At 43.4% G+C, this 13,695-nt stretch carries 11 protein-coding genes; 1 reads left to right on the forward strand and 10 read right to left on the reverse strand.

Translation table 11 applies throughout. The features are described from left to right. Window positions 1-9: 9 nt before the first annotated feature. The 3 genes from KFE96_RS03845 to KFE96_RS03855 all read right to left on the reverse strand — a co-directional run bounded on the left by KFE96_RS03845 (window position 10) and on the right by KFE96_RS03855 (window position 2,748). Entirely contained in the window at window positions 10-1,185 is a 1,176-nt protein-coding gene (locus KFE96_RS03845; RefSeq protein WP_255834688.1) for a DJ-1/PfpI family protein, read from the reverse strand. An 83-nt stretch (window positions 1,186-1,268) separates the two neighbouring features. Continuing rightward, a complete protein-coding gene (locus tag KFE96_RS03850; protein WP_255834689.1) occupies window positions 1,269-2,336 on the reverse strand; it encodes a permease in 1,068 nt (355 codons plus the stop codon). Beyond that, window positions 2,326-2,748 carry a heavy metal-responsive transcriptional regulator gene (locus KFE96_RS03855; RefSeq protein WP_255834690.1) on the reverse strand — a complete coding sequence of 141 codons (423 nt, stop codon included), beginning with the start codon at window positions 2,746-2,748 and terminating at the stop codon, window positions 2,326-2,328. Before KFE96_RS03855 ends, KFE96_RS03850 begins: the two co-directional genes overlap by 11 nt. A 1,211-nt stretch (window positions 2,749-3,959) precedes the next feature. Between KFE96_RS03855 and KFE96_RS03860 the strand changes: the two genes are divergently transcribed. Beyond that, window positions 3,960-4,826 carry a sterol desaturase family protein gene (locus KFE96_RS03860; protein ID WP_255834691.1) on the forward strand — a complete coding sequence of 289 codons (867 nt, stop codon included), beginning with the start codon at window positions 3,960-3,962 and terminating at the stop codon, window positions 4,824-4,826. Here the strand turns inward: KFE96_RS03860 and KFE96_RS03865 are convergent. The 7 genes from KFE96_RS03865 to KFE96_RS03895 all read right to left on the reverse strand — a co-directional run bounded on the left by KFE96_RS03865 (window position 4,789) and on the right by KFE96_RS03895 (window position 13,486). Then, window positions 4,789-5,562, reverse strand: a complete 774-nt coding sequence (locus KFE96_RS03865) for an AraC family transcriptional regulator (protein ID WP_255834692.1) — start codon at window positions 5,560-5,562, stop codon at window positions 4,789-4,791. The genes KFE96_RS03860 and KFE96_RS03865 overlap by 38 nt on opposite strands. Further along, entirely contained in the window at window positions 5,522-5,941 is a 420-nt protein-coding gene (locus tag KFE96_RS03870) for a MerR family transcriptional regulator (RefSeq protein WP_247021585.1), read from the reverse strand. The genes KFE96_RS03865 and KFE96_RS03870 overlap by 41 nt, the downstream gene beginning before the upstream one ends. Before the next feature lie 136 nt (window positions 5,942-6,077). Continuing rightward, window positions 6,078-6,812, reverse strand: a complete 735-nt coding sequence (locus tag KFE96_RS03875; protein WP_255834693.1) for a PepSY domain-containing protein — start codon at window positions 6,810-6,812, stop codon at window positions 6,078-6,080. 47 nt (window positions 6,813-6,859) lie between these two features. After that, window positions 6,860-7,915 carry a DUF2231 domain-containing protein gene (locus KFE96_RS03880; RefSeq protein ID WP_255834694.1) on the reverse strand — a complete coding sequence of 352 codons (1,056 nt, stop codon included), beginning with the start codon at window positions 7,913-7,915 and terminating at the stop codon, window positions 6,860-6,862. A 98-nt stretch (window positions 7,916-8,013) separates the two neighbouring features. After that, window positions 8,014-10,119 (reverse strand): TonB-dependent receptor, encoded by a 2,106-nt coding sequence (locus tag KFE96_RS03885; protein ID WP_255834695.1) that lies wholly within the window; start codon window positions 10,117-10,119, stop codon window positions 8,014-8,016. 612 nt (window positions 10,120-10,731) lie between these two features. Then, window positions 10,732-11,139, reverse strand: a complete 408-nt coding sequence (locus KFE96_RS03890) for a heavy metal-responsive transcriptional regulator (protein WP_255834696.1) — start codon at window positions 11,137-11,139, stop codon at window positions 10,732-10,734. Between the two features lie 10 nt (window positions 11,140-11,149). Then, the gene (locus KFE96_RS03895; RefSeq protein ID WP_255834697.1) at window positions 11,150-13,486 is read right to left on the reverse strand and encodes a heavy metal translocating P-type ATPase; all 2,337 of its coding nucleotides are present in this window, start codon (window positions 13,484-13,486) and stop codon (window positions 11,150-11,152) included. Between the last annotated feature and the right edge of the window lie 209 nt (window positions 13,487-13,695).

Here is a 13,695-nt window from a genome sequence, read left to right on the forward strand (position 1 = left end):
TGTGCAAGGCTAGTCTTCTATAGTTTCTTTATATTGACCAGTGTCTTCTGGCTGCCAGTCATATTCCATATTTCTGGCCGCCATTTTTGCAACCTTCAATCCTTTTAATCTGGCTACCAGATGAAGGGCCCCGTCGATGCCTGAGGAAACACCGGCAGTGGTTAAAATTTTCCCATTGTCAACGAAACGTGGACCTCTAATAGCTTCAAACCCTTGTTCTGCAGCCATGGCTGTGAGCCATTCCATCCAGGCTCCGTGGGTGGTGGTTTGCAAACCATCCAACATAGAAGAACCACCTAGAATGAGTACGCCATTGCAAACAGACATGGTGATAGCGCTTTTGGCTGAGGTTTCTTTGATCCAATCTATGGTCTCTTGTTGGTGGAGGATAGAGGCAACGGACCCACCTGGAATTATAAGAATATCTGCATCGGGCATATTAGCGAAACTATATTCTGGGATAATTCTATGACCCATGCCTTCATAAGCTTTATTTAAAGGGGCAACCGTATATGCATTGAAGACGTGAGCGTTCGCAAAAACTTCCATGGGGCCTGCCCAATCAAGAACATCAACGCCATCGAACACCAATATGGCAACATTCATTGTGTCAGTTGTCATCCTATGATGGTCATCGATTTTGGCCTCAGCGGGGATATCCTTCTTTTTGAAGCGCATTAGTTGCTTGCGTCCTAACCAATCGAGTGTGCCTTCTATTTCTCCCGCGGTAATCAGTGTTCCTTGGAACTGAATACCCGCGTCAGCAAGAAGGAAACGGATGTTCTTGACGTCTGCTGCAAAGTGGATATCAGTGCTTTGCTTATTTTCCATCGCTCTCGTATCCATGCCCATATAAGTAAAGGTTGCTTCCAGGCCTTGCCGTTTCTCAGTAACTTCGAAACTGATGGGATGTGTATGAGAAACCATTGGCATCTCTCCGTGCCAGTATCCCACGAGAGGAGATGGCGCCTTCTTGAGAACCATCTGGTCCTTTGTATGATTTGATTTATATCGCTGTGTTACTCGGGTTTCACGTCGGCTGACATGGTCTGATGTTTTGTTTTCGGATTTAACATACACTTCTTGCGCGTGTGCTTTAGCGGATTGTTGTATTTCGGCGAAGAGGCCGAGACAGGCTGTTGTTAACACCAATCCAATCGTGGTGTGCTTTAAGGAGAATGCCATCACTATCGTTTCCTTTATTTGATGAGTGACGGCACGCTACTGTTTGCTCATTAAAAGAATCTTCGACTTAGATTAAAAGTTTTTCATGTTGCTCCTAGATTGATCAACCAACTGATGGTCAGTACTTGTGGCAAAGTGATAACAGGAAGGAAAAGGGCAAATTTCCAAGATTTTGCTGTGTCTTTTAAAATCATGATTTCTGTATAATCTGTGGACACACCGGTCATTAAAAAAGCGAAACTGTTTCCAGGTGCATTTGCTCGAGTGAGGAGGTCAGCTGCGATTGGTGTACTACCCTCTGAACATACTTCTATAATGGTTGCTACCAGTACAGTCAGACCAAGCCCGGCAAGAGTAGGTCCAAAGTATGTTTGAAAGCTTGCTGTATCAACAAACGCGCGAATTAAGGCAGCTAGTACCACACCGAATAAAATCCAACGAATAACCATTCGACTATCTTTTATACCCGTGATGAGCAAATCCTTGAAGTATGTGGAATCAAACCTTGTCGCCTTGATACCTGCAATAGCTGCGGGCCAAAATTTGAACTCTTCAGGTAAATCTAGAGTGTTGGGGTTTTGGGGAAGCTTTCCTTCCTTAACCAACCAATCGAACAATAGCCCAGATATAATTGCGATCACCAATGAAAGGCCAATAAACGCTAAAGCCCAATTGAGACCAATTAGCGCAATGAGCACTATCGTCAAAGAAAAGCTATTCCAGGGACTTGCAACAAGAAAAGCAATAACTTGTCCTGCTGTGGCGCCTCGCTCATATAATTTGGCAGCAACCATTAAGATACCATGACTACATAGATCAAGTAGAACCCCTCCTAAAGTAGCTCTGACAATCCCGCCAAATCCACCATGGCGTCCAAAGATAGAAATAACAAACTCTCTTGGTATCTTAGCAAGGACTGCTACCATGAAAATCCCAATGGTAATGCCCCACCAAATGGTATTGATAAGTTCATAGACCGTAGTACTTAGTGTTTTAAGCCAAGCGATTTGCGTCTGAATATCAGGTTGCACCAAATACGTTAAATACAGTGCAGCTACCATAGTTAATGATCCCCGCAGGAGCCAGTCAGGTTTACCTTGTTTACCATGGCATTTGGAGTTGGCTTGTTGGGAATGGCAACTATCCGTCATGAGTGATCTCCTCACCATAGAGATGACTTATAATACTGCACTCGCTGAGTGGCTGTTCATCCGCGGGACAGTATTTGGCTAGCCGTTCTAAGCTAGCTTGCATAAGCTGTAAGCGCTGAATTTTTTCCTCAATTTCTTGCAACTTTGTTTGAGCGTGGTCGTTTACCTGCGCACAGTCTGCTTCAGGATTGTCTGTTAAAGCCAACAATTCGCTAATTTCAGATAACGAAAACCCAAGGGTTTGAGCTTCTCGGATAAAACGTACCTTGTTTACGGTATCATCATCATAAACCCGATATCCAGATGAAAGCCTGTCTGGAGCAGGAAGAAAACCACTACGCTCGTAATAACGAATTGTTTCAACACCAACTCCTGTGTGTGCGGCCAATTTACCGATAGTAAAATGCTTCATGTTCGTCTCCTACACCCTGATTTTCTATGCGGGTGTCAAATTGATTCGTCGAACCCTACACCTTGAACTCTACTACAAGGTCAAGGGTTAATTCGCTGAGCTGGAACGCTGGAAGAATATTGGTTAATTTAATGATTGACCTTGGAGCATGGTCCAAGGCTATCCCTTTACTGATTGACTGCGGACCTTCTTTGAAGGGCTGTATTTCCCCTATGCATGTTCAATTGAGGCCCTGACACTATTTCCTCAATTGATACGGTTACGTTCCTCATGTGGCCAATCCTCGCATCGTATGTATAGGGTTACTTCCGGGAGGCGGTTATGCCTCCCGGCTTTTTATGCAAATAATGAAACATTTTTTCTTGACCCTGTAGGTAGGTCAAAAGTTATCAAGAGTTGTATGAAGGCGTTAAAGAACATCCTATCAATATTTTTTATAATCTCACTGTGTATAGGGGGAAGCGACGGGGTAGCGCTTGCGAGCATAGAATCAAACTTATCATGCCCCAAAATGCATCATGAAGCAGCTATGGCAATAGTACCTCATTCACTTGAGGGCAGTGAATGTACCAAGGCTGAGCAAGGCTTATGTAATGTATATTGCGGAACTGGCCTTCAGTATCAGGCGTGTGATGTTGAAGAGCCTTTCAGGCAGTATGTCTCGGGGAAAATAGTGTTCGACAGGATATCCAAGACATATATTGGATTTGTAGAGGACCAGCTAATTCCCCCTCCCGAATTGGTATAGAAAGCCGGAATTTGTGAGAGTTTGTGGTTCAATCCTACTCCCAAGAACTACACCCTTCCCAAGAAAGCGAGCAAAGTATCATTCCCTTTCAACTTTGCTCCTGCATAAATTCCAGCTTTCCACGTTGGCCCAACGGTAGCAGTGCGGGTCAACCTGCCCTGAGAGGGGAGATACCGTACCAACCGCAAAAGCTCTCTTCTCAGGGCTTAGTTTGATGGGCGTGTAGCTTGTAAATCAGCGGATATACAGACCCTGAGTTCTGTACAGATGTTGTCATGAGGCCACCATTTCTCTTGATGACTTGGCATTGAGCCATTTGTGCAGAGTTCGTAACTTCCGGCAGGTCACCACTCGGCCTGCCGGCTTTTTACTAAGATGTTTCATGCATTAAACTTGGCCATTTATTCAAGCACGCACTCTTCTCTATAGATACGGTTATCTCCTTTTTAACAGGAGACGTATTATGAAGATATTGCGGGTGTGCTTGGCCATTTCTTATGTCCCATTCACATTGATAGGTTTCAATTACATTGCCATTCAGATTGTCGTATCTGGGTATGATTACTATTTTTTAGTAATGTTGTTGGCCTTGGCGATCATGCTTTCATTTTTTGTGGAATACCTGATTCCTTACCAGAAAAACTGGAATACTGCACATAATGACAGTGTGAGAGACCTCCTTCATGCTTGTGTAAATGAGGCCGCCAACAGTATGTCGGTAATACTCTTGCCTATAATTGCGGCTTTTGTTCCCCATCTAAATTTTTGGCCAGATGAATGGCCAATATGGGGACAATTGTTACTAGCAGTTTTTATATCAGATTTAGGAATCACACTTGTCCATTATGCAAGCCATAAAAACATGTTCCTATGGCGATTTCATGCTGTCCATCATTCGGTCAAACGTATGTATGGTTTCAACGGTTTAATGAAACATCCTATACATCAAGCTTTTGAAACCATTGGAGGTACTTTCCCGTTAGTAGCTCTCGGAATACCAGTTGAGATCGCTGCTTTGCTAGCATTTGCAATAGCCGTTCAACTGTTGTTACAGCATAGTAATGTAGATATGAAAATTGGCCCTTTGAGATATTTTCTTGCTCTTGCTCCCTTACATCGATTTCACCATATCAAGCGACCAATTGAGGGCGATGTAAATTTCGGCCTGTTCACGACTATATGGGATCGAATGCTTGGTACGGCTGTTTATGATGCTGATCGCATCTTTACATCCGAAGATTTAGGGATAGAGAAAGAGCCTGATTATCCCATTAAATATGTAGCTCAGATGCTTAAGCCCTTTTCTCGAGCGAATGATCGGGTGCAATAGTTATATTGATATTCAGAACTCCTTGAGAAGGGGAAACACCAAATGTTTGTTTCATAGTTCGAGAGAAATGTGCAGAATCTGAAAAGCCAGCTTCATGGGCGGCCTGTGTCAATGAATTACCTTTTCCAGTTAAATGAACTGCTTTGCAAAGACGACGCCAAAGAACATATCGCCTCAAAGGAAGCCCTGTAGCATTGCGGAATTTATTACTAAAAGAACTTTTAGACATGCCTGCTTGTAGCGCGGTGTTTTCTAACGTGATGTTACTGATCAATTGCTCTTCAATAAGAGTAAGAGCACGCTCAATTTTTCCATTAGAGACAATACGGGATGCCTTGCTTAGGTAAGTACACCATTTCTTGACATTGCACTTCTGCAATAGTTGAGGTGGAACAAGGGTGGGTTCAGCGTACACAATATCTACGTCATGGTGCGTAGGCCTCAACTGATGGAATGTATTAGAAGGGATTACAGTGAAATCATTTGTGGTTTTTTCAGAACCGTCAACATTCATTGCAAGTGGAACGTCAGCAGAAAATATGGCTTGTAAAGGATAATGCCTATGAGGGTGGGTGTCGCCAACCGGGCCTCTATAGTGTGCCCAGCCTAACCCCAGATTTAGTTTACCTACCCATTTTTTTTCAGTGCGATGATAAGGCATAAGAATGGGATGAAGCCTACTTGGGTTTGATATCTCACGAATGGTTTTCTGTATTGCCGTAAAGGTGATTAACAATGCTACACTCGCTGAGGGGGCGGTTATCAGCTGGGCAATATTTAGCCAAAGTTTTCAAACTTGCCTGCATTTTTTCAAGTTGAGAGATTTTGGCTTGTACTTCCTTTAACTTAGACTCTGCCTTCCTGTTAATCGTTGCACAATCTGTATGAGGGTTGTCGGTTAATTGAAAAAGCTCGGATATTTCTTTCAATGTAAAACCAAGCTTTTTTGCTTCCATAATAAATCGCATTTTTCCAACAGTATCGTGATCGTATACTCGATATCCTGATGGGAGCCTTTCTGCTTTGGGAAGAAAGCCTTTACGTTCGTAATAACGGATCGTAGCGACATCCACACCTGCCTGTTCCGCTAGTTTGCCGATAGTAAAAACTGCCATCAAAACCCTTTCTATGCGCCTGGCACTTTTAGGAAAACTAGGCAACATCATACGTTAAATGTAGCGATTTGAGAAGGTAGTTGAACCCCGTCATGATTGTGAGAGGAGGTTCAATGTTCTTCTGTAAGTATGGTAGTTAAATCCTCTTTTTTTTCCCAAGGAGGAAATTAAAATCTCTTCGGTAGAAGCGAAAAAAGAGTAACCCTATACCACTGATCGAAAAGAGAACTGCAAACAACGATGTAATAATAACGAGCCAATTGTTTGTGTCATGCCGTTCGTTGTAATCCATAATGTGGAGCATCCAGAAGAAGTCGTAAAACCTCCATATAGATGAGCGTCGTGCGACAACTTTGCCCTCTACAGTGGAGACATAAATTGCAGAGTTCTCTTTATCATCAAACGTAACCTGCCACACAGGTAAAGGGCCGCGATAGTCCACACTCTTTTCACTTATCTCCACAACACCTTTGATTTTGGCATTGAGAGCGAAATCAGCCAGAGCTACCTGTTGAGCTAGATCTGCTCCAATAGGAGAAATCAGGTTACCAGTTTCAGCATCTCTCAACTGCCTTTGGCCATTGTTGAGTTCAAGGTAGATAACTGGGTTCCCTAAAAAGTTACGGAATTCAATTTGTTTTGCAGAGTTCCCTGCTTTTTTCAGCAAGGCCGATATGGATATGAAATTTTGTTTGTTGGAAAAAATAAATTCCGTCTGAGGTGCAACTTTGTGTTGGCCCCTTACGGTATCAATTGGAATCCAAGTCATTACGAGACCACCAACGGTCCAAAAGACAAGTTGTACTCCCAATATTAATCCAATCCATTTATGAGTTTTGGCAAACAAAGTATGCCACTGCCTTTTTTTCATGACATTTTCCCAATAAACCCTGCTGAAAATTCAGCAGGGTGATTTAATTACTTATCGGCCCATTGAATCAAAGTGATGTACCAATTCCCCTGAACTTTCTGGAGCACCAGAAATTCTCGTGAGGTACGATCTATCTCTTTTCCTTTGTAAGATCCCGTAAGTCGGGAAAAGGTTGTTACCCAGGCTATATTTTCCATTATGCCTGTTTCGCGGGAGAGAATTTCGTGTTTGAGGTTTGGAAGAAATGCCATGTCAGACTTCATATGGCCATTCATATAACTAGCTTTACTTAGCTGAGCATGTTCGCCCTCTATAATAACTACATCATCAGCCAGTACTCTGGAAACGGTACTCACATCACCTGCTTGTAGGGCATTAAAGAACAGGCTTGCGATTTCTGCAGGCCCAGCCTTTCCAGGCAAAGAAGTAGTAGCTGGTTGGTTCCCATGATCATGTTCAGCACCTGAGGCCTCAGGTCCGTGATCGTGAGTTGGCTTACTGTTTTCATGGTCTGTACCGCAATCAGATCCCTTTTCTTCATGATTTCCATGATCGTGTTTTTTGGGGGCGGCACTGGTATTTCCGTGGTCATGTTGCGGCTGACTTGAAACTGTATCTCCATGATCGTGGCTTGCACCGTCTGCATGAGCATGGCCTTCTCCAGAAGTATCAGGTAGACGCATAACACCGACGCCATGTCGATACACAAGTTCCGCACCCAGGTATCCAGTTACGCCGACTAGACCGCTAACAACCACACTTAGTACAATAGTAAGGTTGGAAATAGTTTTTGCCTTATATACCCAGAAGGCCAATAGAAGGATGCTTGCAGCTGTAACTAATGCCCATAAACGGTGCACTTTCATAACCTTGTGGGCGATATCATCGTGAGCAACTGAGCTATAAGCATCAAAACCCGCCCAAAGTGTAAATGCTGTGATAATTGCACCTAACCATAGTGTCCATTTACCTGCTGCTTCTGCATAAGATTGCCAATCAGGCTTAAGCTTTGAAGCAAGCATAAAAAATGTAGACGACAGTATGAGGCCCACAGTGAAATGCACTAAAAAGGGGTGCCAGTTTGGAATGATTAAATTGTCCATTTTATTCCCATTTGTATTAGCCACTCCTTTAATGTGGGCGGCGGTTATAGATTACAATCACTCGCGGCAGGCCGAAGCCTGCCGGTTTACTAACTTGTTTAAAAGGTTCTTTTGAGTTGAATGCCGTATTGGCGTGGTTCGCCAAAGACCGATACAGGAAGAGAGGCATCTGCTTCTCCCAAAACATTCCTGCCTGAGGTAATGTAAGTTACATACCTATTGTTGGTTAGGTTTTGGCCATAAAGCGAAACCTCCCAATTGCCGTCCTCTGATAGATATGAAATGCGAGCATTCAGAAGTGCATATGTATCAGCACGGAATTGAGGCTGGTTGTTGCGCTTAAAGTCTACATTGTCGCGCCAAGCATAGTCAGTCCTGAAAGTCAGTTCACCAAAATCAGGCACTGAATATCGATACTGTGCTCCAAATGAATACGCCCACTTCGGAGAGTTCGCGAGCCTATTACCGGAGAAATCTACACCATCTTCAAAGAAGTTTGTGTATGTCGCATCAAGATAAGCAACTGTAGCATTCAGGTCAAAACCATCAGACACCCGTGCAACGAATTCACCTTCAAGGCCGTTAATTGTCGCTTTACCAGCGTTGGAAGTTGTCGCGACACCTCCAACATATTCAACAACCTGCAAATTGGTGTAATCGTACCTGAACGCGCCGATATTGGCTCGTAGACGGCGATCAAACAATGTGGACTTAAGACCTGCTTCATAGCTCCATAGATATTCTGGGTCGAAGGAACCAGCATCACCCAACTGGAAGCCACCAGATTTGAAGCCGCGTGTTGCTGAAGCATATAGCAACACATCATCGCTAATATCATAGTCAAGAGCGAAACGAGGCGTCCAGGCTTTCCAGCTATCTTCTGGTGACCCACCATCGACTTCGGTACCGTTAACGATGGTCGCGAAATCATAGCTTTTCTTCTCATAGCTATAGCGAAGACCAAAAGTCGCTCTGAAACGGTCTGTAATAGAGTAAGTTCCTTGACCGAAAAGCGCATAAGCGTTGGTTACATTTCTTTCAGGAATTTCAATGGTGGGGTCTTGGAAGATCAGATCAATTCCGCCTGTACCATCTTCGTTCAGGAAAAAGGCACCAACAATCCATTCGAGCTTTTCTGGTTCATTGTTGGAAAACTGGATTTCCTGCGTGAAGGAACGTGATTGTTCTCTGAAATTGATATCAAACAGCGAAAGGTCTGTAGCATCCGCATCGATAACTTGGGCGATATCGCTTTCTCTATATGAAGTGATAGATTTGAAAGTAATATCTTCACCGCTCCATGTAGCTGTTGAAGAAACACCCCAAACTTCAAGATTGCTAACAGGTGTAGTGTCGAAAGCTACTTCCCGGTCGCCTGTGGGAATTGTCGCCCCAGCATCAGCAAAGCTTTGTGGATAGAAGGTACGTACTGCTGGGAAACCAGTTTCCCGTTCGTTGGTAAAGTCACCTCTCAGAACCACTTCAAATTCATCAGAAACATCGATAGCAATAGTTGCGCGTGCGCCGAAATTATCCTGATCTTGATAGGTGTCATCAGAAAGAATATCGGTGTAAATACCATCCCGATCATTCTTAAGAACTGTTGCCCTTGCTCTGACTTTATCGCTTAGTGGTCCAGATAGCGTGCCGCTGAATGTACGCTTGTTGAAGTTTCCTAATGTTACGCCTAGTGCGCCTTCCCATTCATCAGTTGGAGCTTTGGAAATAATATTCAGCGTACCACCTGTTGAGTTTCGACCAAATAATACCCCTTGTGGACCACGGAGCAGTTCAACACGTTCAATGTCAAACATATCCTGATAACCGGTAGTTGGGCGAGGCTGGTAAACGCCGTCAATCTGAACAGTTGAACTCGGATCAGTCGCAACACCAAAAGCGGATGTACCAACACCGCGGATATTCACAATTGCCATGGAGTCATTTGTAACGGTGATGCCAGGAACAAAAAATGTAAAATCTTCAATGTTTCTGATGCCGATAGCAGCCATTACATCACCAGACAAAGCACTGATGCTTACAGGTGTATCCTGCAGGCTGGATTCGCGCTTCTGTGCTGTAACGATTACTTCTTCAAGCAAGCCGTCTTGATTGCTTTTCTCGGTTGCAAATGCCGTGCTTGAAAGGGTTAAAAGCGCACAACTTGATAGTAGTTTGATAGATTTTGAATGACTATATTTGATCATAGTTTCCTCCATATGGGCTAAGCCCAAATCTTCCTATTCCACGCAATAGACGCGGAATTCCTTATGAATGAATGAGTAAGGAAACGGGTTTTGGAGGGTGAACTAATGATGAGGGTATTGCGCTCACACAAGAGGTAGTATCCCAATCTACATAGTTGCGATTGGTATTCAGGTTGATTGACAATGCGATCAATTCCAACCCTGAATCACAAAGAACTCCTCCGGCATCGCAACAACTATCTGTATATGCATGAGGGTGAGTTTCTTCGGTATCAATGGATAAATTAAGATGCAAAGCGGCAAGGCTTCTAAATTCTAATTCATTTATTTCTACAATTGGATGCCTATTGGGAGCGTCGAACGAAGAAGGCGAATAATGTGATGTTGTTTCATCGTGAACAGAATATAGGTCTCCATTTTGCAATGTGATTGTTGGTGAAACAATCCATATTACAATTTGCAAAACATATATAAATGGAGAGGGTTTCATAATGTCAAACCGCTACCTTGAAGCCTTCTGATATAACTACAAATAGTACTGATGATTGAGGAGCCTAACGTTTGACCATGGTTCAGGGTCAAGCGTTTTATTGAGCTTGGTAAAAAGCCTGTTCAGGAATTTCCGTATAAATGATTGATGATGGAGCAATCCGAAATCGGTTGGGAATTCGCAGGACAATATTGAGCAATAGCATCAAGATCTTGTCGCATGTTCTGTAATATCGTTATTTTTTCTTCTATTTGCAGTATTTTCTCCTTGGCCAAATCGTTAATCTGCTCACAATTTGAAGTTGGGTCTGTTGACAGTGACAATAGATCGGAGATTTCCCCTAGTGTAAAACCTAGAGCTTGAGCTTTACGAAGGAAAAGCAACTGTTTAATGTTTTCTTCCGTATATACTCGGTAACCAGAGGGTAATCTGTCTGGTTTAGATAGAATACCGCTCCTTTCATAATAACGGATAGTTTCCACGCCAACGCCCGTTTTTTTCGCAACTTTCCCAATAGTAAGATAAGCCATGGCTACACCTCTATAGCTCTATATTTCGTAGTCTTAGCGAATTGCTAATGACCGAAATAGAACTCAAACTCATGGCTGCTGCGGCAAATATGGGGGAAATCAATATACCTAAGGAAGGATATAGAACTCCAGCTGCTACGGGAACTCCTGCGGCGTTGTATGCTAAAGCAAAAAATAGGTTCTGTTTGATATTACTCATTGTAGCTTTTGCCAATCTACTGGCACGGACGACACCAGTAAGATCTCCTTTAACCAGCGTGAAACCGGCGCTTTCTATGGCAACATCAGCGCCAGTTCCCATGGCTATTCCGACATCAGCTTGAGCCAAAGCAGGTGCGTCATTCACACCATCACCAGCCATAGCAACTATGTGTCCTTTGCCCTGCAATTCTCTGATAATTTTTGCTTTATCTTCAGGTAAAATATCTGCCTGAACGTTGTCTATTCCAAGCTTGTAAGCTACGGCCTTTGCAGTTTTGAAATTGTCACCTGTGGCCATGATAATCTGAAAGCCTTCGCTCTGCAGAAGACGTAAAGCTACTTCGGCGGATTTCTTAATAGGGTCCGCAACAGCTATCAAGCCGGCTAAGTTATTTTCAACGACGATGAACATGACCGTCTGCCCTAAATTTCTCCGACCATCTGCTAAGTTTGAAAGATGAACTGTTTCTAACCCCAGGTCGGCAGCCATTTTAGTATTGCCTAAGGCAACCTTCTTACCTTGAATTTTACCAATAACCCCCTTGCCTGTGATGGCTTCAAATTCTTCAATGTCCTGGAGGGCAATATGTTGATCGATTGCTCCTGTAACAATCGCCTCAGCAAGAGGATGTTCAGAACCTTTCTCCAGGCTTGCAGCAAGTGATAGAAGCTCCGTATCCGAAAAACCCTCTTCGGGAATAACATCAACTAATTTCGGCTTTCCTTCAGTTAGTGTTCCAGTTTTATCTACAATTAAAGTGTCCACTTTTGCGAAGCGTTCTAGAGCTTCGGCATTTTTGATCAGAATACCAACTTGAGCGCCTTTACCCGTGGCCGTCATAATTGACATTGGTGTCGCTAAACCCAGAGCACATGGACATGCGATGATAAGAACTGCCACAGCAGCAACAAGACCATAGGATAATGCCGGTGCGGGTCCCCACAAGGCCCATGATAAAAAGGACAAAACAGCGATCAAAATCACTATGGGAACAAACTGGCCCGCAACTGCGTCAGCTAGTTTTTGAATAGGCGCTCGAGATCTTTGTGCATTTGCCACCATCTCGATGATTTGACTCAACGTAGTATCTGTACCTACTCGCTTAGCTACAATAATCAGGCTACCTGTACCGTTGATTGTCGCTCCTGTAACATTATCTCCAATAGTTTTTTCAACGGGTACTGGCTCGCCAGAAATCATGGACTCGTCTACAGAAGAACGACCTTCTAAGACCGTGCCATCCACAGGTATTTTATCTCCTGGACGAATTCTGATTTTCATACCAGGCTCAACTTCTTCCAGAGGAACTTCTGTTTCAGAACCATCTTCAGCAATAATTCGAGCTGTTTTTGCAGCTAAATCCAGCAATGCTTTTATTGCCGACCCCGTTTTCTCTCGAGCTCCTAGTTCCATTAGCTGGCCAAGAAGCACTAAAACAATGATTACTGCTCCTGCTTCAAAATAGACACCAACATTACCATCGGCATCTCTGAATCCATCTGGGAACGTTTCAGGAAAAATAACTGCTGAAATACTAAATAAATACGCGGCTCCCACACCCATTGCGATGAGAGTGAACATATTAAGGCTTTTGAGTTGAATGGATTGGATCCCGCGCTGAAAAAAAGGTGCTCCGGACCATAGTATCACTGGAGTGCCTAAGACTAGCTCGGTCCAAAGTGTTAAACGTTCTCCCAAAAGATCTCTTATGAATCCTAATCCAACAAACGGTCCCATAGAGAGTATCAAAAGCGGAATAGTTAAAAGTGCGCCAATCCAGAACCTTTTTTTGAAATCAATGAACTCAGGGTTAGTATCCATGTTTGTTGCAGGTATACCTTTGGGTTCCAGTGCCATGCCGCATTTAGGGCATGTGCCGGGGCCAATCTGCAAGATTTCTGGGTGCATGGGACATGTATATTCAGTTCCGTCAGGAAAGGTATCTGGAAGCGCTTCTGGATTAGTGTATTGATTGGGGTGTGCAACAAACTTTTCTCTACATTTTTTTGAGCAAAAGTAATGTTGAATCCCGGCATGAATTTCGAAGAATTCGGCAGATGGTTTGTCTACTGCCATGCCGCAAACAGGATCTCTGACAATTTCGATGTCATGACATAGGTCTAGGTTATCTTGCTTTAAATTCATCGGCTCCAATCCTTCACCCTTCACAGTTCATTTAAGGATGGAGCGAGTCTAAAACTTCCAGTAACTGGAAGAGCAAGATGTATTGACTTTAGAGCTTAGCTTAGACTTACAAACAGTTTCAGATAGAATTACATCTATATTTTCTGCCTAAACGCGGGATTTCGAGGAAAGATATTTTATACCCTTGACCCTGAACCATGGTTCAAGGC

This window comes from Kordiimonas sp. SCSIO 12603 (assembly GCF_024398035.1).
Classification (GTDB): domain Bacteria; phylum Pseudomonadota; class Alphaproteobacteria; order Sphingomonadales; family Kordiimonadaceae; genus Kordiimonas.

What these genes read in the sequence shown, in the direction of transcription:
- KFE96_RS03880 (WP_255834694.1), bottom strand. Translation starts at nt 7,915, where the DNA reads ATGGACAATTTAATCATTCCAAACTGGCACCCCTTTTTAGTGCATTTC.
- KFE96_RS03850 (WP_255834689.1), bottom strand. Translation starts at nt 2,336, where the DNA reads ATGACGGATAGTTGCCATTCCCAACAAGCCAACTCCAAATGCCATGGT.
- KFE96_RS03890 (WP_255834696.1), bottom strand. Translation starts at nt 11,139, where the DNA reads ATGGCTTATCTTACTATTGGGAAAGTTGCGAAAAAAACGGGCGTTGGC.
- KFE96_RS03895 (WP_255834697.1), bottom strand. Translation starts at nt 13,486, where the DNA reads ATGAATTTAAAGCAAGATAACCTAGACCTATGTCATGACATCGAAATT.
- KFE96_RS03845 (WP_255834688.1), bottom strand. Translation starts at nt 1,185, where the DNA reads ATGGCATTCTCCTTAAAGCACACCACGATTGGATTGGTGTTAACAACA.
- KFE96_RS03855 (WP_255834690.1), bottom strand. Translation starts at nt 2,748, where the DNA reads ATGAAGCATTTTACTATCGGTAAATTGGCCGCACACACAGGAGTTGGT.
- KFE96_RS03885 (WP_255834695.1), bottom strand. Translation starts at nt 10,119, where the DNA reads ATGATCAAATATAGTCATTCAAAATCTATCAAACTACTATCAAGTTGT.
- KFE96_RS03870 (WP_247021585.1), bottom strand. Translation starts at nt 5,941, where the DNA reads ATGGCAGTTTTTACTATCGGCAAACTAGCGGAACAGGCAGGTGTGGAT.
- KFE96_RS03875 (WP_255834693.1), bottom strand. Translation starts at nt 6,812, where the DNA reads ATGAAAAAAAGGCAGTGGCATACTTTGTTTGCCAAAACTCATAAATGG.
- KFE96_RS03860 (WP_255834691.1), top strand. Translation starts at nt 3,960, where the DNA reads ATGAAGATATTGCGGGTGTGCTTGGCCATTTCTTATGTCCCATTCACA.